The sequence below is a fragment of the Sphingomonas sp. A2-49 genome, from assembly GCF_025548555.1.
Lineage (GTDB): Bacteria > Pseudomonadota > Alphaproteobacteria > Sphingomonadales > Sphingomonadaceae > Sphingomonas.
Genome location: NZ_JAJLPA010000001.1, coordinates 574520 through 596303, shown reverse-complemented (window position 1 = coordinate 596303; position 21784 = coordinate 574520). Strand labels below are relative to the sequence as shown.

General features: G+C 66.7%; 23 protein-coding genes. 14 read left to right on the top strand and 9 right to left on the bottom strand.

Features of this window, described 5'->3' with window-relative positions; translation table 11 throughout:
- Positions 1-71: 71 nt before the first annotated feature.
- Positions 72-443 carry a copper homeostasis periplasmic binding protein CopC gene (copC, locus tag LPN01_RS02835; protein WP_262826826.1) on the top strand — a complete coding sequence of 124 codons (372 nt, stop codon included), beginning with the start codon at positions 72-74 and terminating at the stop codon, positions 441-443.
- A gap of 2 nt (positions 444-445) precedes the next feature.
- Entirely contained in the window at positions 446-1375 is a 930-nt protein-coding gene (gene copD, locus LPN01_RS02830) for a copper homeostasis membrane protein CopD (RefSeq protein ID WP_262826825.1), read from the top strand.
- Positions 1376-1618: 243 nt separating this feature from the next.
- Here copD and LPN01_RS02825 read toward each other — a convergent pair whose 3' ends face one another.
- Positions 1619-2794, bottom strand: coding sequence for a zinc-dependent alcohol dehydrogenase (locus tag LPN01_RS02825; RefSeq protein ID WP_262826824.1), 1176 nt, complete (start codon positions 2792-2794; stop codon positions 1619-1621).
- Between the two features lie 83 nt (positions 2795-2877).
- A complete protein-coding gene (locus LPN01_RS02820) occupies positions 2878-3822 on the bottom strand; it encodes an NAD(P)/FAD-dependent oxidoreductase (RefSeq protein ID WP_262826823.1) in 945 nt (314 codons plus the stop codon).
- Between the two features lie 150 nt (positions 3823-3972).
- Here LPN01_RS02820 and LPN01_RS02815 point away from each other — a divergent pair, with 150 nt between their 5' ends.
- Positions 3973-4710, top strand: coding sequence for a dienelactone hydrolase family protein (locus LPN01_RS02815; protein ID WP_262826822.1), 738 nt, complete (start codon positions 3973-3975; stop codon positions 4708-4710).
- A 37-nt stretch (positions 4711-4747) separates the two neighbouring features.
- On the opposite strand, the gene LPN01_RS02810 is transcribed toward LPN01_RS02815, so the two are convergent.
- The 6 genes from LPN01_RS02810 to LPN01_RS02785 form a co-directional block, all read right to left on the bottom strand.
- Complete coding sequence (locus LPN01_RS02810; RefSeq protein ID WP_262826821.1) at positions 4748-5797, bottom strand: aldo/keto reductase; 1050 nt, start codon at positions 5795-5797, stop codon at positions 4748-4750.
- 20 nt (positions 5798-5817) lie between these two features.
- Positions 5818-7332: an aldehyde dehydrogenase family protein gene (locus LPN01_RS02805; protein ID WP_262826820.1), complete on the bottom strand. Its 1515-nt coding sequence runs from the start codon at positions 7330-7332 to the stop codon at positions 5818-5820.
- 72 nt (positions 7333-7404) lie between these two features.
- The gene (locus LPN01_RS02800; RefSeq protein ID WP_262826819.1) at positions 7405-8466 is read right to left on the bottom strand and encodes an NAD(P)-dependent alcohol dehydrogenase; all 1062 of its coding nucleotides are present in this window, start codon (positions 8464-8466) and stop codon (positions 7405-7407) included.
- A gap of 25 nt (positions 8467-8491) precedes the next feature.
- Entirely contained in the window at positions 8492-9652 is a 1161-nt protein-coding gene (locus LPN01_RS02795) for a major royal jelly family protein (protein WP_262826818.1), read from the bottom strand.
- Positions 9649-10383, bottom strand: coding sequence for an SDR family oxidoreductase (locus LPN01_RS02790; RefSeq protein ID WP_262826817.1), 735 nt, complete (start codon positions 10381-10383; stop codon positions 9649-9651). Before LPN01_RS02790 ends, LPN01_RS02795 begins: the two co-directional genes overlap by 4 nt.
- Before the next feature lie 17 nt (positions 10384-10400).
- Positions 10401-11498 (bottom strand): NADH:flavin oxidoreductase/NADH oxidase, encoded by a 1098-nt coding sequence (locus tag LPN01_RS02785; protein ID WP_262826816.1) that lies wholly within the window; start codon positions 11496-11498, stop codon positions 10401-10403.
- A 105-nt stretch (positions 11499-11603) separates the two neighbouring features.
- Here LPN01_RS02785 and LPN01_RS02780 point away from each other — a divergent pair, with 105 nt between their 5' ends.
- From LPN01_RS02780 to LPN01_RS02760, 5 genes are all read left to right on the top strand, one after another.
- Positions 11604-11921: an ArsR/SmtB family transcription factor gene (locus LPN01_RS02780; protein WP_262826815.1), complete on the top strand. Its 318-nt coding sequence runs from the start codon at positions 11604-11606 to the stop codon at positions 11919-11921.
- Between the two features lie 68 nt (positions 11922-11989).
- On the top strand, positions 11990-12979 hold the full coding sequence (locus LPN01_RS02775) for a zinc-dependent alcohol dehydrogenase family protein (RefSeq protein ID WP_262826814.1): 990 nt from the start codon (positions 11990-11992) through the stop codon (positions 12977-12979).
- 144 nt (positions 12980-13123) lie between these two features.
- Positions 13124-13609, top strand: coding sequence for a DUF421 domain-containing protein (locus LPN01_RS02770; protein ID WP_410482777.1), 486 nt, complete (start codon positions 13124-13126; stop codon positions 13607-13609).
- A gap of 13 nt (positions 13610-13622) precedes the next feature.
- The gene (locus tag LPN01_RS02765) at positions 13623-14522 is read left to right on the top strand and encodes a YihY/virulence factor BrkB family protein (RefSeq protein WP_262826812.1); all 900 of its coding nucleotides are present in this window, start codon (positions 13623-13625) and stop codon (positions 14520-14522) included.
- Positions 14523-14889: 367 nt separating this feature from the next.
- Positions 14890-15924: a potassium channel family protein gene (locus LPN01_RS02760; protein WP_262826811.1), complete on the top strand. Its 1035-nt coding sequence runs from the start codon at positions 14890-14892 to the stop codon at positions 15922-15924.
- Between the two features lie 71 nt (positions 15925-15995).
- On the opposite strand, the gene LPN01_RS02755 is transcribed toward LPN01_RS02760, so the two are convergent.
- Positions 15996-16376, bottom strand: a complete 381-nt coding sequence (locus tag LPN01_RS02755; RefSeq protein ID WP_262826810.1) for a YidH family protein — start codon at positions 16374-16376, stop codon at positions 15996-15998.
- 45 nt (positions 16377-16421) lie between these two features.
- Here LPN01_RS02755 and LPN01_RS02750 point away from each other — a divergent pair, with 45 nt between their 5' ends.
- From LPN01_RS02750 to LPN01_RS02725, 6 genes are all read left to right on the top strand, one after another.
- Positions 16422-16949 (top strand): hypothetical protein, encoded by a 528-nt coding sequence (locus LPN01_RS02750; RefSeq protein WP_262826809.1) that lies wholly within the window; start codon positions 16422-16424, stop codon positions 16947-16949.
- A 130-nt stretch (positions 16950-17079) separates the two neighbouring features.
- Positions 17080-17433, top strand: coding sequence for an IS66-like element accessory protein TnpA (tnpA, locus tag LPN01_RS02745; protein ID WP_262826808.1), 354 nt, complete (start codon positions 17080-17082; stop codon positions 17431-17433).
- Positions 17430-17777 carry an IS66 family insertion sequence element accessory protein TnpB gene (gene tnpB, locus LPN01_RS02740; RefSeq protein ID WP_262826807.1) on the top strand — a complete coding sequence of 116 codons (348 nt, stop codon included), beginning with the start codon at positions 17430-17432 and terminating at the stop codon, positions 17775-17777. Before tnpA ends, tnpB begins: the two co-directional genes overlap by 4 nt.
- A gap of 61 nt (positions 17778-17838) precedes the next feature.
- The gene (gene tnpC, locus LPN01_RS02735; protein WP_410482776.1) at positions 17839-19392 is read left to right on the top strand and encodes an IS66 family transposase; all 1554 of its coding nucleotides are present in this window, start codon (positions 17839-17841) and stop codon (positions 19390-19392) included.
- A gap of 246 nt (positions 19393-19638) precedes the next feature.
- The gene (locus tag LPN01_RS02730) at positions 19639-20934 is read left to right on the top strand and encodes a mechanosensitive ion channel family protein (RefSeq protein ID WP_262826806.1); all 1296 of its coding nucleotides are present in this window, start codon (positions 19639-19641) and stop codon (positions 20932-20934) included.
- A gap of 427 nt (positions 20935-21361) precedes the next feature.
- Positions 21362-21529: a hypothetical protein gene (locus LPN01_RS02725; RefSeq protein WP_262826805.1), complete on the top strand. Its 168-nt coding sequence runs from the start codon at positions 21362-21364 to the stop codon at positions 21527-21529.
- Positions 21530-21784 lie beyond the last annotated feature (255 nt).

Genomic DNA, 21784 nt, shown 5'->3' with positions numbered 1-21784 from the left:
TCCCTCATCGGTCGCGTGAGGGGTGCGCGACTTCGCCGCGTAGAATGGACAGAACATCACGGAGTAACCCCATGCATCGCGCCCTAGCCCCTGCCGCCCTTGCCATCCTCGGGCTCGCCAGCGCCGCCCAGGCTCACCCTAAGTTGCTGTCCGCCTCACCGGCGCCGAACGCGACTGTCGCCAAGCCAGCGCGTCTCGCGCTTCGGTTCAGCGAAAAGCTGATGCCGAAGTTCTCGGGCGCGGACCTGATGATGACAGCGCATGGCGGCACCGCGCACCCGCCCATGAAGGTCGCGGCTGCGGCCGGGGTCGCCGATGATGGCCGGACGCTCGTCGTCACGCCCAAGGCGCCGCTCGCCGCGGGGCGCTACAGCGTCGCGTGGCACGTGGTCTCGGTCGACACCCACCGGGTAGCCGGAAACTTCGCCTTCGCGGTCAAGTAAGGGTGGAGACCGACTGGCCGCTGATCGCGGTTCGCTTCGCGCTTTATGCAACGCTGAGCGGATTGTTCGGCCTGTCGGCCTTCAGTCTCTACGGCCTCAAAGCGGGCGAGCGCGCCGACGCGCTCGCCTTGCGCCCCTGGCTCGTCGGAAGCGGCCTCCTCGGCCTCCTGTTCTCCGGGATCGCCCTCGCGCTGCTCGCGGCGGCGATGGCCGGGGCGCCGCCCTGGCCGGTCGATCGGGAGGCGATCGGGATGCTCCTCTCCGGGTCCGCGACGGGCACCGCGTGGGAAGCGCGCATGGCTGCGCTCGTGGTGGCGTCGGGCGCGGCCCTCGTGGCAGCCGGTCGCGCGGCTTTGCTCGGCTTGGTGACGTTCGCTGCGGCTGTGGCGCTCGCCACACTTGCTTGGACAGGACACGGCGCGATGGACGAGGGCGCTGTTGGCTGGGTGCATCTGGGCGCCGACATTCTCCACCTGCTTGCGGGCGGAGCCTGGGCCGGAGCCCTGCTCGGGCTCGGGCTTCTGGTCGCCCGGCCGGTCGGCCGCGTCGACGCCGCCCATCTGACCCTGACGCACCGCGCACTGCACGGGTTCGGCATGGTCGGCACGATCCTGGTCGGCACGATCGTCATCACGGGTGTCGTCAACGCGTGGCTGCTGGTCGGCCTCGCCAATCTGCCGGCCCTCCCGGCTACGCGCTACGGCCAGATCCTGATCGCCAAGCTCGCGCTTTTCGGCGTGATGCTCGCGCTCGCGTCGCTCAACCGTTTTCGACTTACGCCGATGTTCGAGCGATCGATCGCCGCGTCCGATCATCGCGGTGCACTCGTCGCCTTACGACGCAGCCTCGCGGCCGAGGCGACCTGCGCCGTCACGCTTCTAGCGGTGGTGGCTTGGCTGGGAACGCTCGAGCCTCTCGCGTCGGCAAGGTGAGGCGCGAGCGAAAGTGAAACGCTTCGGCGGCGTGGCTGCTGCTTGCTCTGATACGAGCGATCAGGCGCAATGAGCTAACCTGCAGAGGACATGGCGTAGTTGCTATCGGGCTCCAGGACGGCGCCTACACCGTTTAAAGGCGATAGCCGTTCCCCAGTGTTCAGTCCCGGCATTTGCTGGACTAGCTAAGGCTGATGAGGTGGTAACCGGCGTCTCCGAAGCTTGGAGGCGCCGGTTATTTTGTCAGCCGTGCGGGCGCAACACCACCTTGATGACGCCGTCCTCCTTGTCCCGGAACTTCCGGTACATCTCCGGCGCATCCTCCAGGCTGGCAGGGTGGGTGATGACGAAGCTTGGGTCGATCTCGCCCGCCTCGATCTTCGCCATCAGCGGGTGGGTGTAGCGCTGCACATGGGTCTGGCCCATCTTGAACGTCAGCCCCTTGTTCATCGCCGCACCCATCGGGAGCTTGTCGGCCATGCCGACATAGACGCCGGGAACCGAGATGGTTCCGCCCTTGCGACAGCTCATGATCGCCTGGCGAAGAACGTGAACGCGATCGGTCGCCAGGAACGCGGCCGCCTTCACCTTGTCCATCACCGCATCGGCGGCACCGTGCCCCGCCGCTTCCAGTCCGACGCAGTCTATGCAGCTGTCGGGGCCGCGCCCCTTGGTGCGGGCCATCAGCTCGTCATAGACGTCGGTATCGGCGAAGTTGATCGTTTCCGCGCCGCCGGCCTCGGCCATGGCGAGGCGCTCCGGCACCTCGTCGATCGCGATCACGCGGCCCGCGCCCATCATGATCGCGGAGCGGATCGCGAACTGTCCGACCGGGCCGCAGCCCCAGATGGCGACGGTATCGCCCGGTTCGATCTGCGCGTTCTCCGCGCCCATATAGCCGGTCGGGAAGATGTCCGACAGGAACAGCGCCTGTTCATCGGTGACGTTGTCGGGCACCTTGATTGGGCCGACATCGGCCATCGGCACGCGAAGATACTCGGCCTGCCCGCCGCAATAGCCGCCCAGCATGTGGCTGAAGCCGAACAGCCCGGCGGGCGAATGGCCCATCGCCTTGATCGCTATCTCCGCGTTGGGATTGGTCGTGTCGCAAAGCGAGAACAGCCCCTTCTTGCAGAACCAGCATTCGCCGCAGCTGATCGTGAAGGGGACGACGACGCGGTCGCCGATCTTAAGGTTGGTCACCTCCGAGCCCAACGCGACGACTTCGCCCATGTTCTCGTGGCCGAGAATGTCGCCCGCCTCCATCGTCGGCTGATAACCGTCGAGCAGATGAAGATCGGAGCCGCAGATCGCGCAGGCGGTGATCTTGATAATGGCGTCGCGGGGATGCTTGATTTCCGGATCGGCAACCGTGTCGACGCGAACGTCGCCTTTCCCATGCCAGCAAAGTGCGCGCATCGTTCATTCTCCCAATTGGTTCAGTGGCAGAGCGGCCGGGGGCAGCCTATCGTTCCACCATCGGGCGAAAAGGGCCGTCTCGCTCAGCCTCCGAGCATCATGGCCGCCAGGGCGGCGCCCGACAGCCATGCCGCCTCGACGCGAGGCGCGCCGCGCCAGTCGCCGCATGCGCCCATCCGCACGATTTCGTCCCATAACGGCCGGCAGCCCTGCGCCGTCGTCCGCGCATATCGCCAGCGGTGCGCGGCGCGGTAGCGGAGCGGCGGGAGGGCCGTAGGCCCGACTGCGTCGCGCAGCGCCGCGAGCAGCGCGTCGGCGACGCCCTCGCGGTCGTCTTCCAGGTGCCGGGCGGACCAGCCGGCGCCGGCCTGTACGACCCAGGTCTCCGCTGGCCCACGCCCAGGCTTAGCACTGTTGCGCGCAGCCCAGCCGATGGCGTCCTCGTCGCCCCCGCGCCAGCAATCGGCCCCGACCGCCAGCGGCGCGTCGAACGCCGCCAGCAGCGTCCAGCACGGCCGGGAGGGCAGGTGGTCCGCTTCGGCCGCGAAGGCGGGCAGGAAGGGTCGGAGCAGCGGCGCGGCCTGTTCCGCGGGAACGGCCACCACCAGCGCATCGAACGGCCTGGCGTCGGCGCCGACCAGCCAGCGCCCGTCCTGGCGTACAACCGAAACGACTGCGGCGTTCCATTCCACCGCATGGCGGTCGGCCAGAGCGCGTACAGGCGCGCTCATGCCGGGTACGCCGACCCAGGCGTCGTCGCCTGCGGGCGGCCAGCGCGCGACCAGTCCGTCCGCTTCCCAACGCAAGACCTGTTCCAGGAACTCCTCGTCGCGCGCGGTGAAATATTGCGCCCCGTGATCGAATCCGACCGGTTCGCCGCCCATGTCGACGCGGCGCGTCGACATGCGGCCGCCCGGACCACGACCCTTGTCGAACAGCCGGACCGCATGGCCCGCGGCAGCCAGCCGATCCGCACAGGACAGGCCCGCGATCCCCGCTCCGACGATGGCGATCGTGCGTGTCTTCATGCGGGGAGCCTTGCACCGCCCGATGCCGCACCGGCAAGCGTCGCGCACCCTGACCCGCGCTCTGCCGGTGATGTAGGCGCGTGCGAGCAATCGGTTGGGATGGCGGTCGGGCGGGGCTATAGCGATCGCTCCCCCCGATCGAGTATCACGATGCCCCGTCAAGACCTCACCATCCGCACCGCCGATGGCGATTGCCCGTCGTTCCTCTTCACGCCCGCTGGTGAGGGCCCCTGGCCAGCCGCCATCATCTACATGGACGCGCTCGCGATACGTCCAACGCTCTTCGCGATGGCGCAGCGGCTGGCGGACGCGGGCCATGTCGTGCTGCTGCCCGACATGTTCTATCGCCTGGGCGGATATGCGGAGATCATACCGAGCGAGCTCGGCTCTAACGACTTTCGTGAGAAGATCGTGCCGATGATGGCCTCGATCGACAACACCCGCGCCGCGAGCGATACGGCCGCGTTTCTCAACCATCTGGCAAGCCGGCCCGACGTCGCGGGAACGCGGCTCGGGGTCACCGGCTATTGCATGGGCGGCGGCATGGCGCTGACCGTGGCGGGTGTCTATCCCGACCGGATCGCGGCGGCGGCGAGTTTCCATGGCGGCAATCTCGCCACCGACAAACCCGACAGCCCGCACCTTCTGGCGCCACAGATGCAGGCCGAAGTCTATGTCGCGGGCGCCGACCAGGACGGCAGCTACCCGCCCGAAATGGCCGAGCGGCTGGATCGGGCGCTGACCGACGCGGGCGTCCAGCACCGGTGCGAGATCTACCCGGGCGCGAAGCATGGCTGGACCATGAGCGACCTCGGCATCTACGACGAAGCGGCGGCCGAGCGCGCCTGGCGCGAACTGACTTCGCTGTTCGCCCGCACGCTCCGTTGAGCGTGTCGGGGCGGACGCCCGTCCGCCCCGAGCTAAGTCAGCCGCGCGGCGTCGCGACCGCGTCGAGCTGGTCCTGGCGCCCCTTGCCCTGGAAGCCGAACATCCAGCCCGGGTATTCGGGTGGCAGCGCGCTGACCTCGTCGATGCGCCGCAACTCGTCATCGGACAGCGTCACATCCACCGCGCCCAGATTGTCGCGGAGCTGGTCGGGCCGCTTGGCGCCGATGATGACGCTGGTGACGGCGGGCTGGTGGAGCAGCCAGGCGAGCGCGACCCGCGCCACCGACACGCCCTTGGCCTCCGCAATGGGGCGCAGCACATCGATGACGTAGAACGCGCGATCGCGGTTCACGGGCGGGAAGTCGAAATCGGCACGGCGGCCATCGCCCGACTTGCCTTCGCGGTCGTACTTGCCCGACAGCAGCCCGCCCGCGAGCGGGCTCCACACCATCAGACCCAGGCCCGTCGCCTTGAGCATCGGGATCAGTTCGCGCTCCAGGTCGCGGCCCGCCGCGGTGTAATAGGCCTGAAGACTGACGAAGCGGTGCAGGTTCAGCCGCTCCGCCAAGCCGAGCGCGGTCGCGATCTGCCACGCCGCCCAGTTCGACACGCCGACATAGCGGACATGGCCGTGCTGGACGAGCGTGTCGAGCGCGCGCAGCGTCTCCTCCATCGGCGTCGCGGGGTCGAAGCCATGGATCTGGTAGAGATCGATGTGGTCGAGCTGCAGCCGCTTCAGGCTCGCCTTGCAGGCATCGATCAGGTGGTAGCGCGTGGCTCCGCGCGCGTTCTGCCCGCCGCCCATCGGGCCGAAGCCCTTGGTCGCGATCACCACCTCGTCACGCGCGACACCCAGGTTCCTGAGTGACTGGCCGAGGATCTCCTCCGACTGCCCGCCCGAATAGACGTTGGCCGTGTCGATGAAGTTGATGCCGGCGTCGAGCGCGGTGCGGACCAGCGCGTCCGCCCCCTCCTGCTGCACGTCGGCGATTTTGCTCCAGGTCTCGCCCTCGCCGCCGAAGGTCATGGTGCCCAGGCACAGCTCGGACACGAACAGGCCGGTCTGGCCCAGTCTGTTGTAACGCATGGTCAATTCTCCTGATTGGGTCAGCCGCCGACGCTTTCCGTGCTGCCGGGGGACAGCATGCGGGCATCGGCGGGGTAGGGGCGGGGCGTGTGTTGCAGCGTGACCCACTGGTCGGTGGTGAAGGCATCGACCGCCCAGCGGCCGTTGAAGCGGCCGATGCCGCTGTTCTTCTCACCGCCGAACGGGCTGAAGGGCAGATCGTTCACCGGCTGATCGTTGACGTGCGCCATCCCCGCCTCGATCGCCCGCGCGAAGCGCACGCCGCGTTCCAGATCCCGGGTGAACACGGACGAGGACAGGCCGTAATCGGTGTCGTTGGCGATCCGCAGCGCGTCCGCTTCGTCGGTCGCGCGGATCACCGGCGCCATCGGCCCGAAGATCTCGCGCCGGTGAAGCGCGCCCTCCGCCTCGACGTCGGCGAAGACATGCGGAGGCAGGACCAGGCCGTCGGGGTCCCCGCCCGCGAGCTGGCGGTAGCCGGCGTCGCGGGCCTTGCCGATCAGCTCCTGCACGCTGCCCAGCTGCTGGCGGTTGATGATCGGCCCGATCATGGTGGTGGGATCGTCGGGGCCGTTGATCGGCAACGCCTTCACCGCGCCGACGAAGCGGTCGACGAACTCGTCATATACCGGCGCCTCGACGACCAGTCGGTTGGCGATCATGCAGATCTGGCCCTGGTGGAGGAATTTGCCGAACACCGCCGCCTTGACGGCGAGATCGAGATCAGCATCGGCCAGCACCACGATCGGGCTGTCGCCGCCCAGCTCCAGCTCCAGCCGCTTGATGATGTCGGCCTCGTACGCCGCCTTGCCGATCCCTCGGCCGACAGGGGTCGAGCCGGTGAACGAGATGACCCGCGGGATCGGGTGCTTGACGAAGGCATCGCCGATCTCGCGGCCCGGGCCGGGAATAACGCTGAGCACGCCCGCCGGCAGCCCGGCCTCCTCGAACAGCTTGGCAAAGAACAGCCCGCCGGTGACGGGCGTGTCGGAGGCGGGCTTCAGCACCACCGCGTTGCCGACCGCCATGGCGGGCGCGAGTGAGCGGGCGGACAGCTGGTGCGGGAAGTTCCACGGCGAGATGACGCCGACCACACCGACGGGCTTACGGTAGACGCGGCTTTCCTTGCCGGGCGTGTCGTTGGGCAGGATGCGCCCTTCGACCATGTAGGGCAGGCTGGCGGCCTCCAGCATGACGCCGTTGACCGCCTTCCATTCCAGCGCCGCCTTGAGCTGGGTGGACCCCGCCTCCCGCACCAGCCAGCCGATGATCTCGTCACGGCGCGCTTCCATGATCTTCGCGGCGGCGGCGAACACCGCGGCGCGTTCGGACGGCAGCTTCGCGGCCCAGTCGGGCTGCGCCTTCTTGGCCGCCTGATAGGCGTCCTCCAGATCCTCGGCGTTGGCCTGCGGCACCTCGCCGATCGGCTGTTCGGTCCAGGGGTTCAGGTTGCGCGCCGGCTTTGCGCGACCGGTGCGCCATGCGCCGGCGAGGTACAGCTTGTCGAAACCGTCATAGGGCGTGGGGGCGGGCATGGTCTCTCCATCGGTTCGGGGCCGGAAGGCAGCGGCGCGCACCGCTGCGGCCGTCCTTGCTTAGGGGTTGAATCAGGCGGCGGTGCCGAGCGTCGCCATGTCGATGACGAAGCGGTACTTCACGTCACTTGCCGTCATGCGGCGATAGGCTTCCTCGATCTCGTCCATCGCGATCATCTCGATATCGGCGGTGATGCCGTGCTCGGCGCAGAAATCGAGCATCTCCTGCGTTTCCGCGATCCCGCCGATCAACGAGCCCGCAATCGAGCGGCGCCCGAAGACGAGATTGAAGACGGCCGGCGAGGGATGCGGCTCGGCCGGCACACCCACCAGCGTCAGGGTGCCGTCGCGCTTCAGCAGCGTCACGAACGGGTCGAGATCATGCGGCGCGGCGACGGTGTTGAGGATGAAGTCGAAGCTGCCGGTATGCGCTGCCATCTCGTCGGCATCGCGCGATATCACGACCTCGTCGGCGCCGAGCCGTAGCGCCTCCTCGCGCTTCGATGGCGAGGTGGTGAAGGCGACCACGGTGGCGCCCAGCGCACGGGCGAGCTTCACGCCCATGTGGCCGAGCCCGCCGATCCCGACGATGCCGACTTTGTGCCCCGGCCCGACCTTCCAGTGGCGCAGCGGCGACCAGGTGGTGATGCCCGCGCACAGCAGCGGGGCGACGGCGGCGAGCTGCTCCTCGCCGTGGCGGATCTTCAGCACGAACTCCTGGCGGACGACGATATGGTCGGCATAGCCGCCCAGCGTGTTCTCGCCCGTCACCCGATCGGGGCTGTTGTACGTCATCGTGAAGACGTTCTCGCAATATTGCTCCAGCCCATCGTCGCAGGCGTGGCAGTGCTGGCAGCTGTCGACCATGCAGCCGACGCCGACGATCTCGCCGACCTCGAAGCCGCTCACCTCAGGGCCGACGGCGGCGACGCGGCCGACGATCTCGTGCCCCGGCACGCTCGGGTAGACGGTGCCCGGCCACTCCGAGCGCGCGGTGTGCAGGTCCGAATGGCAGACGCCGCAATAGAGAATATCGACGCGCACGTCGTTGGGGCGAAGCTCGCGACGTTCGAACGCGAAGGGGGCGAGCGGCGTTTCGGCCGACTGGGCGGCATAGCCCTTGGCTTGGGACATCGATGAAACTCCTGTTCTGAGTGGATCAGCGGCCGAGCAGCACGGGGCCCGCGCCGATGCGGATGCGCAGCAGCTCGTAAGGTTTCTTCCGCCGGTCGACGCCGTGGTGGAACCCGGCCTGGCGGTTGAGCTGGTTTGCGGTGAAGTAGAGATAGCCGTCGGTGCCGACTGATAGTGTATCGGGCCAGATGATACGTTTGTCCTGAGCGATCGTCCGCCACTGTCCGCCGGCCAGGCGGCGGATGGAATTGTGCTCGTAATCGCCGCCATAGACGCGCCCCAGCGCGTCGCTGTCGAGCCCGTCGGACGCGCCCTTCAGCCCGAGGTCGATGACAGCGGCGGCGAGCGCGGCCTCGTCGACCGTCGTGTTGCGCAGCATCGCGGTTGGCACCAAATAAAGATGCCGGCTCGACAGAGGCGAGAAGTAGAGCGTGGCGCCGTCGGGGGACAGGGCGATCCCGTCACTCGCCACCGCGAACGGAGTCGGCGCGCCGTCTGCCGGGCGGTTCATCAGCCATTCGCCCTCCACCGTCGGGACGAAGTCGGGCTCGGCCGAGGTGACGGTCGCGCCCGACAGGCGGCGCGTCGCCCTGCCGCTGGCCAGATCGACGACGATGATCGCGCCGGGGCCCTTCAGCGAGCTGTCCGTGATGTACGCGACCCCGGCCCCGCCCTGCCGCAGATCAAACCGGACATCGTTGAGATAGGTGGTCGGCAACACGACCTCGGGGCCGAAGCGGATCGTTTTCACCACCTTGTCCGTGGCAAGGTCGATCGCGACCAGCTTCGCGCCGCCCGCGATCGGCGTGCCGAGGTTCGGGGCGGCGGTGTCGAGCACCCACAGCCGGTTCGCGGCATCCGCGACGACGCTCTGCACGCTGATGAACGTCTCACCCGGCCGCTGCGGATCGGCCTTGTTGATCGCGGTGTCGGGGTAGGCGACCGTCCTGCCGTTCTTCAGCTCGCCGACGGTGAAGGCGGGATTTTCGCCCCAATGGGGGTAGTTGACGAAGATGCGGCCGTTCGGCGCGACGGTCACGCCCGTCGGCATCGCGCCCTTGAAGGTCGCGACGCGCTCGACTGGCAACAGTGGCTGCAGGTCGCGGCCCTGGGGAGGCGTGGCCTGTTGTGCTCCGGCGGGGAGCGTGAGCATCCCCATGCCGGCGAGCATTGCGGCCCGGATCACGGCGCCACCTGCTTCACGGGGCGGACCAGGATCTCCTCGACCAGCACGCGCGGCGGCTGCGCGAAGGCATAGACCAGCGCCTGCGCAACGTCCTCGGCATGGAGCGCGTCGACCTTTTCGCGGCGCTCGCGCATCGCTTCCTCGGTGACGTTGTGGCCCCATTCGGTCCACACCGCCCCCGGCTCGATCAGGCCGACGCGGATGCCTTGTTCGCCCACTTCCTTGCGCAGCGCGTCGGCAAAGCCGACGACCGCGAACTTGGTGGCATTGTAGACCGACCAGCCGGCGATGCCGTAGCGGCCGCCCACGCTTGAGACGATCGAGATCATCGCCCCCTCGCGCCCCTGCATGACCGGCAGAGCGGCGTGCGTGCAATTGAGCACGCCGTAGAGGTTGGCGTCGATCTGTGTCTTCCAGTCCTCAGGATCGCTGTCCGCAAAGGGGCCGTTCACGCCCATTCCGGCGTTGTTGAACAGGAGGTCGATCCCGCCGAAGCGCGCCTTCACCGCGTCGAACAGCTTCACCACCCCATCGCGGTCGGCGACGTCGGCGGGCATGGCGACCGCCCGATCGCCGATCTCCTGGGCCAGTGCCTCGATCCGCTCGGCGCGACGCGCGACCAGGACAACGGTGACTCCTTCCTCCGCGAGCAGCCGGGCGGCAGCTTCGCCTATCCCGCTCGACGCGCCGGTGATGACCGCGACGCGGCCGTTCAGATCCTGCATTCTCATGGGCTAACTCCGGTCAATTAGGCAGCGCGATAGCGTTCGAGCCAGTGGGCATAAGGAGCGGGCAGCGTCCACGCGGGCCTGTCGACACCCAGCTTCAGCGCGGCGGCATAAGGCCAGTGCGGATTGTCGAGCAGCGGCCGGCCGAGCATCACGAGCTCCAGCGTGCCGTCGGCGATCAGCGTGTTGGCTTGGTCCGGCTGGCTGATGAACCAGCTGGTGGAACCCGGCAGGCCGGTTTCGCGGCGCACCCGCTCCGCAATCGGCGCCATGAAGTGCGCACCCCAGGGGATCGCTGCATGCGGCGTCGAGAAGCCGATGCTGACGTCGATGAAGTCGAGCCCTTCCTGCTTAAAGCGCTTCACCAGCCCAATCGACTCTGCCAGCATTTCCTCGTCGCGCCCGTCGAACTCGATCACGCCGAACCGGGCGGTGAGCGGCTTGTTATCCGGCCAGACCGCCCGCACGGCGGCGAGCGTTTCGAGCAGGAAGCGGCCGCGGTTCTCGGCCGAGCCGCCATATTCATCGGTGCGCTGGTTTGAATGGGGCGAGAAGAAGCTCTGGCCCAGATAGCCATGGGCGAAGTGCAGCACGAGCCACTCGAACCCGACCGCGTCCGCGCGTCGTGCCGCAGCGACGAAATCGGCGCGCACGCGGGCGATGTCATCGGCGGTCATCGCCAGCGGCACCTTGGGCAGGTCGCCGCCGAACGCGACAGCGGAGGGCGCGATCGTCTGCCAGCCGCGCGGATCCCCGTCGGGAATATGGTCGTCGCCCTCCCACGGGCGGTTCGCGCTTGCCTTGCGGCCGGCATGGGCGATCTGGATGCCGGGCACCGCGCCCGCCTGCTTGATCGCGCTGACCACCGGACGCCAGGCGTCGGCCTGCGCGTCGGTCCAGATACCGGCATCGCCCGGCGTGATCCGGCCTTCGGGCGAGACGGCGGTCGCCTCCACCGTCACGAGCGAGGCGCCACCGCGGGCGAGGCCGGCATAATGCGCCCCGTGCCAGTCGGTGATGACACCTTCTTGGGCCATGTACTGGCACATCGGCGATACCGCGATGCGGTTGCGCAGGGTCACGCCTTTGAGCGCATATGGCTCGAACAGGGAGGCCATCGGGTTTTCCGGTGAAATTGATCGGATGCCCTAGCTAGTGGTTCGATCGTTCGATTTCCATCGAACTTTCGTAGCCAGGGCAGACCGTGCTACTCCAAGAGCGTCATGCGTGCGTTCCAACATCCTCAACTCGAAGAAGTTTCTGCCGAGCAGATTTTCCATGCGCTAAGCGATCCGGCGCGGGTGGAGATCGTGCGCCAGCTCGCGGGGGAGGGGGAGGCGAGCTGCGGTGCCCTGGACCGGGGGCGGCCGAAATCGAGCATGTCGCACCATTTCCGCGTGTTGCGCGCGGCGGGCCTGGTTCATACCCGGCCAGAGGGGACGACCCATATGAACCGGCTGCGGCGAGACGAACTCGACGCGCGCTTCCCCGGCCTGCTCGACGCGCTGCTGCGCGCGACGGCGCCGGGCGAGCGGGCCTGAAGCGGCCGGTTGCCGCCGGCGCCCGGGCTGCCCATCCGCCGCATTCCCCAACGATCATGGAGTATCCCATGGCGCGCATCGTCCAGTTCAACAGTTACGGCGGCTCAGACGTGCTGTCGCTCGACGAGGTCGAGGTTCCGCCGCCCGGCGCGGGCGAGGTGCGGCTTGCGGTGGAGGCGATCGGGCTCAATCGCGCCGAGGTGATGTTCCGCAACGGCGCCTACCTGCAGGACGCCGAGTTTCCGAGCCGGCTCGGCTATGAAGCGGCGGGTACGATCGCCGCGCTGGGCGAAGGCGTCGAGGGCTGGGCCGTGGGCGACCGCGTCAGTCTCGTCCCGCCGCTCGATATTGCGCGCTGGGGCACCTATGGCGAGGTCGCCAACGTGCCCGCGGATCATCTGGTGCGGCATCCCGAGCAGCTGTCCTCCATCGAGGCGGCGGCGGTCTGGATGCAGTACATGACCGCCTATGGGGCGCTGATCGAGCAGGCGAAGCTTGGCCCGGACGACCATCTCATCGTCACCGCCGCCTCGTCCAGCGTGGGGCTGGCCGCCATCCAGATCGCGCATCAGGTGGGCGCGACGGTGATCGCGACGACCCGGACCGGCGCCAAGCGCGACGCGCTGACCGCCCTGGGCGCCGATCATGTGATCGCGACGGCGGAGGAGAGCCTGTCCGACCGGGTGGCCGCCATCACCGGCGGCCGCGGGGCGCGCGTCGTGTTCGATCCGGTCGGCGGGCCCTCGTTCGAACCGCTGACCGCCGCCATGGCGGAGGGCGGCATTCTCCTGATCTATGGCGCGCTCAGCCCCGACCCGACGCCGTTCCCGCTGTTCGCGGTGCTGGGCAAGATGCTGACGATCCGGGGCTATCTCTACAGCGAGGTGGTGCGCGACGCCGACGCGTTCGCGCGTGCCAAGACGTTCATGCTGGAAGGGCTGACGAGCGGTGTGCTCGCGCCGAAGATCGCCCGGACCTTTCCGCTCGAGCAGATCAGGGACGCGCACGATTTCCTGGAGTCCAACGAACAGGTGGGCAAGATCGTCGTCACGGTTTAGGACCAAGCGATCGAAGCCGTGGCTGAGTTCGCTGTTCTTCGCCGCGGTAAGCTCCTGCGGACTAGGCCAGCGCTCCTGGCTGGGGGCACCCGGTGATCGACATTGGGGCAACGCCGAGGGTCGGGTAAGGTTTACACAGCCCCCATGCAAAGGAGCACCATGTTCTTTTCCGGTTGGGACGGCATCTGGCGCACTGGAGTGGTAGGCCTATGTGCCTATGCAGGATTGGTCGGCGTGCTCCGCATCACCGGCAAGCGCACGCTCTCCAAAATGAACGCCTTTGATTTGGTCGTGACGGTCGCTCTTGGCTCCACACTAGCAACGGTCCTGTTGTCGAAGGATGTGGCGCTTGCGGAGGGCGTGACCGCCTTCCTGCTGCTCGCTAGCGCGCAATATGCTGTTACCTGGATGTCGTTAAGATCGCACTGGTTCCGAGGGTGGATCAAGGCAGAACCGCGCGCACTGCTGCGCGAAGGGCAGCTGATCATCGATGCGTTGAAAGCTGAGCGCGTCACGCCGGACGAGGTAGACGCCGCGATACGGCGCTCCGGTCACTCAGATGCGGCCGAAATTGCGCTCGTTATGCTCGAAACAGACGGCAGCATGAGCGTCGTGCCGATGCGGCGCTGAGCGCTGCTGGCTGATGACCCAACCTCTGGAAAAAGCGGTCTTGATGGGTTCGAATGGCGCTGCTCCGCTGACCTCTGGCTCGATCGGACGCTTGGCCGCGGCCGGCTGGCGTGCGGGCAGGGGGGCGGCGCAGGACGACTTCGGCATGGTGGCGAGTTCAATCGCTTTCTCGGCGTTCCTCTCCATGCTTCCGTTGTTTGCGCTCGTCGCGTTGGCTTACGGCACCTTCACCGAACCGCAGGAAGTTGTCGCGAACCTGCGCGCACTTACGCGGATCGTGCCTGACGAGGCCCGGGCGTTGATCAACAACTCGTTGGGTGAGGCGCTACTCATTTCCGACGGCCGTGGAGCCGGCTTCGCCCTGTCGATTGCGCTGACCCTTTTTAGCGCCAGCCGCGCGGGTCGATCTCTTCTGTACGGACTGAATGTGGCGTGCCGTATCGAGCGGCGCTCGAGCTTCGTGGCTAGGCGAGAGGTATCCGTTCTGATCGTGCTTGCCGTGGCCGCGTTGGTGACATCGGCGCTCGTCGCGGTATCGGCATTCGCCTTCATCGCGCGATTCCTACCTGAACTGCCCTTTGCCTCTGAACTTACACAGGCACTTTTTTGGGTCGGGACGGCCGCGGTCACAGCGGCCATGCTGGCGATCATCTACCGTTTCGGGCCGGCTCGCGATGCGCCACCTTGGCATGACGTCATGCCAGGCTCGGTTCTGGCGACCGCTCTGTGGTTGGGAGCGACAGCGTTGTTCAGCATCTACCTGACCCGCTTCGGGAGCTTCGGTCGGTTGTACGGGTCTCTTGGTGCGGTGATCGTGCTGCAGCTCTGGTTGCTCGGATCTGCGTTCGCTTTCCTGCTCGGGGCTCGCTTCAACGTGGAGTTGGCGGGCGACGCCGCGCTCAATGGCGACTAGGGTTGCCTTATGCCTTTAACCCTTCGGCTCCCTGTTCCGCTCGCAAAGCTGGCACCTGTTAGGATTACGCCCCGGCCGCGCCTGATTGATGGTCGGCTCGGGCAGCCTGGGCTTGGCCTCGCCCCGTCGTGCTACCAGCAGGCACCGTTAAATCGACCGGGCGATCTGACGCGTAGAAGCGGTGACCGGATTGCGGCAAAACTCGTTCTCGTCGGTCTCGACCTCAAGCTTCAGCGGTAAGTTTGACAGCCTAGATGCGCCGCACCCTGACCCCTCTGATCCACGAGCTGAAGCCCCTTTCTGCGGTTGGAGCGGCGGCTTCGGCCAGCGGCAATCTCGCTCTGGGCCGCGCTGACGGCAATCCCGGATGCTGAAACAGTCGCGGGAAGTTCGGCGACGGCCAGCGCACTTTCAGCGGCGCAGCAGTGTTACGGCAGGAGCTGCGCTCGGACTTCGGGTGCTCGCCGCGCTTGCGCTTGTCGGAATTGCGCTGGCGGGACACTGGTTCGATCGTGAGGGCCTACGTGACAATACCGACGGTGAGGTATCGTTCATCGACGTAGTGTACTTCACGATGATCACCGTCACTACGGTTGGGTATGGCGATATCGTGCCGGTAACCGACCGGGCTCGCCTGTTCGACACCTTCGTGGTGACGCCTGTCCGCATCTTCGTATGGCTGATTTTCCTCGGTACAGCCTATACCTTCCTCTTCAAGAACACATGGGAGCGCTGGCGCATGGCCCGCATCCAGCGAGAGCTGCAGAACCATACAATCGTTTGCGGCTATGGCGCGACTGGCGCGGAGGCGGTCGCGGAACTGCTGCGTCGCGGCTGTCCACCAGACGGAATTGTAGTGGTCGACGCCGACGAAATCGCGCTTGAAGAAGCGGACGAACTTGGTGTTGGAACCGTGCTCGGTGACGCTACGCACAACGCGGTGCTCCAAGAAGCGGGCATCATCCGCGCCCGAGCGCTAGTCGTCTCCCCAAACCGCGACGATACCGCCGTGCTGATTGCGATGACGGCTCGGCGCCTGGCTCCGGAGGTGCCGGTCGCCGTCGGCGTCCGAGCAACCGAGAACGAGATCCTCGCTCGCGACGCGGGCGCTGCGGTCATCGTCAATCCAGTCAGCTTCGGTGGTCGGCTGCTCGCTGGTGCCACGATGGGGTCGCACATCGCCGATTATGTCAGCGACCTCGTGACATCCGACGGGCGGGTCAAGCTGAACGAGCGACCGGTGACGCCGCAAGAGGTCGGACGGCCGTTGCGTGGTGTTGAGACAGGCCAGGCTTTACGCCTTTACCGTGACGGCAGGACAATCGGCTTCTGGGAGCCCGAGGCTGCTGCCATGGAGGCAGGCGACGTGCTGATCGAGATCGTTCCCACTACCGACCAGTGAGAGCAGGGTCTGGATGCCCGTGGACGTCCGTATGATCGCCCCAGACGCGGTGCGTGCCGGCGCCAGCTCGATCACGCCAGCCACCAAATGGCGACCAGGAGCGCCACCGCCCCGGTCGAGATCCCAACGGACATGACACGAAAGTTGATGCTCGAAATGCTGGCGACCTTGTGAGCATCAAGCCGCCGCTGCACCGATGCGGCGCGGCGCTCGGCGCTGATCGTTAGAAAGATGCCGAGCAAAATAAAGATGGTCGCGATCGCCTTGGCGACCCATGTCGGCTCAACGGGTTTGAACAAGGCGTTGAAGCCGATGCCGATACCGATCGAGGCCATTGCGGTGCGCGCCCATCCACTGAACGTCCGCTCGTTGGCGAGCAGAGTGCGGTCCTCGGCGAGATCGGTGCGATCCTCAGCGAGCTCCGTTGTCCCGGGCGGCTCCTCATCGTTCATCCAAGCACCATGCCTTCGCGGCGATGAAACGTCTACGAGGACACCTTGCTGCTCGTCTGGTCCTCGGATGCGAGCTTGCAACGTCAGACTTCTGCGGGGAAGATCGCGGGCATGCGCAACAGCTGGCCTCGCGCGACGAAACTGGTCGCCCTGGCTCTGCTCGCCATGGTGCTCGCTGCCGTGTTCTACGCGCCAGCAGTGCTGCGACCGGGCGCGCAGGATCATATCCCAAGAGGTCTTCGGATCAGCCGCAATCAATTCGACAGCGCTGTGGCATCAAACCAAAGGCGGATCGCACGCATCGGACACGCATTTGGAGAGAGGACCCATGCAGTCGGCGGCATCGCGCTGGCGCAGGCGATCCGCTTCTCCCGAAAGCAGGCGAGCAATGCGGCGCCGCAGCTCATCCCGCAGGATATCGCCGAGGCCCTGAAAAGCTATTTTCCCTCGCAAACCTTGCGGCGGGTGCGATGGACGACGGCCGGCAAACGGATCAGCCTCGGCACCGTGCTCGCCGGCTGGTACTACCGGGAAGGTGCCGTCACGCTGGATGAGGTGGTGGTATTCAGGTAAGCGTGGCCAGCAGGCCGCCTTGCGGTAGGGCCTGTGGCTGAGATGCTTGCGGCCTTTGACGAGGGCGCGGGCGGTGCGGGAAGTTGTAGGTTTTACGACCAGTCATACGAGTGCTCGTATGACTGGTCGGATGGAGGTGGTCGGCCGGGTGTCGGGTCGACGGCGATGGTCTGATGCGGAGAAGCTGGAGATCCTGGCCGAGGCGTTCCGGCCGGGGGTTCGGGTCTGCGATGTCATCGCCCGTCGGGACGTGTCGAGCAGCCTGATCTACACGTGGCGCAAGCAGTTGCGGGAGGGCAAGCTGGCGTGCGCGTTGCCGGTGTTTGCCGAAGTGCAGGTGGCGGAACCGGTTGTGCCGACACCACAGCCGGCGCCATGTTCATCGGGGCTTATCCAGATCGAACTGCCGGGCGGCGTGCGGGTGAGTGTCAACGCGGGCGTGGATGCGGGCGCATTGGCACGGGTGTTGTCGGTGCTGCGGTGAGCCCGGTGCCGCTGCCGACGCGGGTATTCCTGGCGTGCGGCGTGACCGATATGCGCAAGGGGTTCGATGGCCTGGCGGTGCTGGTGCAGCAGGTGCTGGCGCAGAACCCGCATTCGGGTGCGCTGTTCGCGTTCCGCGGCAAGCGCGGTCATCTGGTCAAGCTGCTGTGGTTCGATGGGCAAGGTCTTTGCCTGTTTTCGAAGCGCCTCGACCGGGGCCGCTTCGTCTGGCCAGTGACCGCGACCGGCACCGTGGCACTGACGCCGGCGCAATTGTCGATGCTGTTGGAGGGTATCGACTGGCGGCAGCCCGAGCGGACGTTCACGCCGACGCTGGCGGGATGAAAACGGCGGTTTTGCGCCACTTTCTCTCGCTCACTGGCCTGCAATCTGCTATGGAAACGGGGTGTTGGAAGCGCCCGTTTCCCCTGCTGATGCCACCGCGCGGATCGCCGCGTTGGAGGCCTCGCTCGCCCGGGCCAATGCCGCGCTCGCCGCCCGCGACCTGCTCATCGATACCTTGCGCGGACAGATCGCCCGGCTGCGGCGGATGCAGTTCGGCGCCTCGTCCGAGAAGCTGGGACGCGAGATCGAGCAGCTCGAACTGGCGCTGGAGGAACTGGAGACGGAGCGCGACGCGCCTGGGCCTGAGATGGTTGACCCTGGCGTGGCGGTTCGGCCGGTGCCCGTCCGCAGCCTGCCGGGGCACCTGCCGCGCGAGGAGGTCGTCCACGAGCCGGCGTCGGGTGCCTGTACCTGCCCGGACTGTGGCGGTGCGTTGCGGCCGCTGGGTATCGACGCGCACGAGATGCTCGACATCGTGCCGGTGCGCTGGCGCGTCGTGCGAAACGTCCGCCCCAAATACAGCTGCCAGGTATGTGACAAGATCGTCCAGGCTCCCGCGCCGGTCAGCGCCGTGGCACGCGGCAAGGCGACCTTCGCCACGCTGGCGCACGTCGTCGTCTCCAAGTTCGACCACCATCTGCCGCTGTACCGCCAGACCGCGATGATGGCCGCGCAAGGGCTGGACATCGACCGCTCGACGCTGGCGGGCTGGACCGGACAGGCCGCGGTGCTCCTCGACCCCATCGTCAGCCGCATCCGCGACGAAGTCCTCATGGCCGAAAAGATCCATGCCGACGACACGCCGGTGCCGGTGCTTGATCCTGGCCGCGGCAAGACCGCGACCGGGCGGCTGTGGGTCTATGCCGCCGATGACCAGGCGTCCGCCGGCACGGCACCGCGTGCGATCTGGTATCGCTTCACGCCCGACCGAACCGCCGCGCATCCGATGGCCCATCTTGCCGGCTTTCGCGGTTTTCTCCAGGCCGATGCCTATGCCGGCTATGACGGGTTGTATCGCAGCGGCGTCACCGAAGTCGCCTGCTGGGCCCATTTCCGGCGCAAGGTCTTCGACCTGCACGAGCGGTCGCCCACACCGCTGACCACCGACATCCTCGAGCGGATCGGCACACTCTATGCCGTCGAGGCCAAGGTGCGCGGCCAACCACCCGACGTGCGATGTCGAGCCCGACAGGAGAAAAGTCGGCCGCTGGTCGACGCCTTGCGTGAGGTGCTGGATGCAGCCTTGCGCCGTCTGTCACCCAAATCCGACATGGCTCGGGCCATCGCCTATGGCACCAAGCGCTGGCCGGCGCTGTCACGCTTTCTCGACGATGGTCGCCTGGAGATCGACAACAATATCGCGGAACGTGCGCTCCGCGGTATAGCCGTGGGAAGGCGCAACTGGTTGTTCGCCGGCTCTCGCGCAGGTGGCGAACGGGCCGCCGCCATCTATACCGTCATCCAGACCTGCAAGGCCAACGGCATCGACCCGCACGCCTACATCGCCGACGTCATCGCCAAAGTCGCGGGCGACTGGCCTGCCAGCCGATGGGACGAACTCATGCCATGGAACTGGATGCCGTCGGCAGATCGGCCAATCGCGCAAGCCGCATAATCTGCGGCCCCCACACCACGCTTACGTATTCAGCAACCTGAACACGGCCAAGGACGTCCAGCTATGGGCGCATGAGCTTGTCCATGTTCGCCAATATGAAGAGCTCGGCGTCGACCGTTTCGCCCGCGTCTACGTAGACTCGTGGCCTGTTCTCGAAAGGCAGGCGCGCGACAATGCCGCAACCATTGCCCGAGACGTTTGGAAGCGCACGGCCACATCGCCCGTCGAACGCGCAGGAGACGAAACATGAGCCTCGTAGCCTGGTTGCGCGCCCAAGGCATACCGATTCCGACCGACCCCAACGCGGCCGCAATCGCCGGGGCTGTAGCTGTCATCATTTTCGCCTTCGCGGCAGGCTGGTGGATCGGTCAACGCGCCGGTCCCAGGCTGACGGCCTTAGTGCACCGTTTGATGGGCCGTGCAGAAGGGCACGCATACCGGTCCGGCGTTGCGATCGTCGGCATGCTGTTGGCGGCTCTCGCGCTGTTGCTGGCGCTACCCTTCTTCACGGCGAGTCCGTTCGCTTTGGTGCTCGTCGCCGTTGCGCTGGGCGTGGCAGTGGCGCGACTTGCCTATTCGCTGGTCAGGCTTGCAGGGCTGGGCTCGGGATATGCCTGGCTGCTCGCGGCCGTCGTCTTCGTCGTCGCGGCAGCCGGTTCGCTCGGCGGTCTGCAGCCGCTGCTCGCCACTCTTGACCGGGCCAGCGTCGAGGTGGGGACCAGGCGCATCTCGCTGCTCGGCGTTGTCAACGCGGTCGTTGTGATCGCGGTGCTGTTCGCGGTAGCACGACTGGCAAATCGCGTGCTGACCCATTCGATCGGGCGCCTCACACGGCTTGACGTGTCGCAACGCGCGCTCGTCCAAAAGCTCGCCGGGATCGCCGTCATCGTCGTCGCGGCGTTGATCGGCATCGATCTGCTCGGCATCGATCTCACGGCGCTGGCGGTGTTCTCGGGGGCATTGGGACTTGCCGTAGGCTTCGGACTCCAGAAGACAGTCGGCAACCTCCTGTCCGGTCTCATCTTACTGATGGACCGCTCGGTAAAGCCGGGCGATGTGATCGTCGTCGGCGAAACGTTCGGTCAAGTCACGAAAATCGGTGTCCGGGCGGTTTCGGTCGTCACGCGCGACGGCAAGGAGCACCTGATCCCGAACGAGCAACTCATGGTCGAGCCCGTCGAGAACTGGTCCTACTCAAGTCGCAACGTCCGTATCCACATCCCTGTGGGCGTCGCCTATGCGAGCGATCTGCCGCTTGCGCAGAAGCTGATGATCGAGGCCGCAACTGCTGCCGAGCGCGTCCTGAAAACCCCGGCACCGACCGTTTGGCTACGCGGCTTCGGAGACAGCTCCGTCGACCATGAGATCCTTGCCTGGATCAACGATCCAGAGGCTGGTGTCGGCAACGTGCAATCCGACATTTTCAACCGTCTCTGGCTCCTGTTCCAGGAGCACGGAATTGAAATCCCCTATCCGCAAAGTGACGTTCACATCCGCTCATTGCCGGAGACGACCGGCGCGATCGTCGAGCAGAGGTCGTGATCGAGCGATGGGGCAAACCTAGGAGTGACGTCGTCGGTTACCGACCGGCAACGTCGCTCTTCGACGCAGCGTGCGATAGGACGCTGAACGAAACGAGGCGAACTGGTCGATGACACCCTATACTGCGTCCGCTGTGTTCCCCACGTATTCGCATGCAGGTAAAGCATTGTCTGCGTTGCACAGCCTTGGGATCCCCAACTCGGCGCTTTCAGTGCTCGTCCCAGAGCGCGGAAGCGCGGGCGCGCCCGGAGCATCAGGGGAAGCGTCGCTTCGCGACCTGATTGGCAGAGGAGCGCTGGGAGCGGGTCTGGGTGTCGCCGCACTCGCTCTCCCTGGCGTTGGACCGCTCGTCGCGGCGGGGGCCATCGCCGTCGCCGCCACGCCGGGGGTTGCTGCACTAGGTGCAACTGCGGGCGCTCTCACCGCCTTGCTCGGCCGCTATGGTGTGGATGAGGATCGGGCGCGTCGTTACGATGAAGACTTGCAAGCGGGCGGCGTGCTTCTGATCGTGGATACGCGCGAGACGGGCCTAGAAGTGGACGAGGTGCAGCGTACCCTCGACGACAATGGTGGCTCGGGCCGAGCGATCGCTTGAAAGCGGCGATTCGTCGCCGCATTTTTCGATTAGCAATCTCCTCATGAGAACGGCGAGCGGGAGCGGCAGCCCTCAAGACCAGGCTTGAATTCCGCGGGCTGTCGGTCACGCATCAATCGGCGACGCGGCCTGCGAGCCACGGACACCCGGACCCGCAACCATCGCGTCGGATCCTCTGGCGGCTTGGCAAGGCGTTGGAGTGTGGTGGACGGCGGCCGAGCCGCACGCTCTATGAAGCGCCGGCGAAGGGGTACC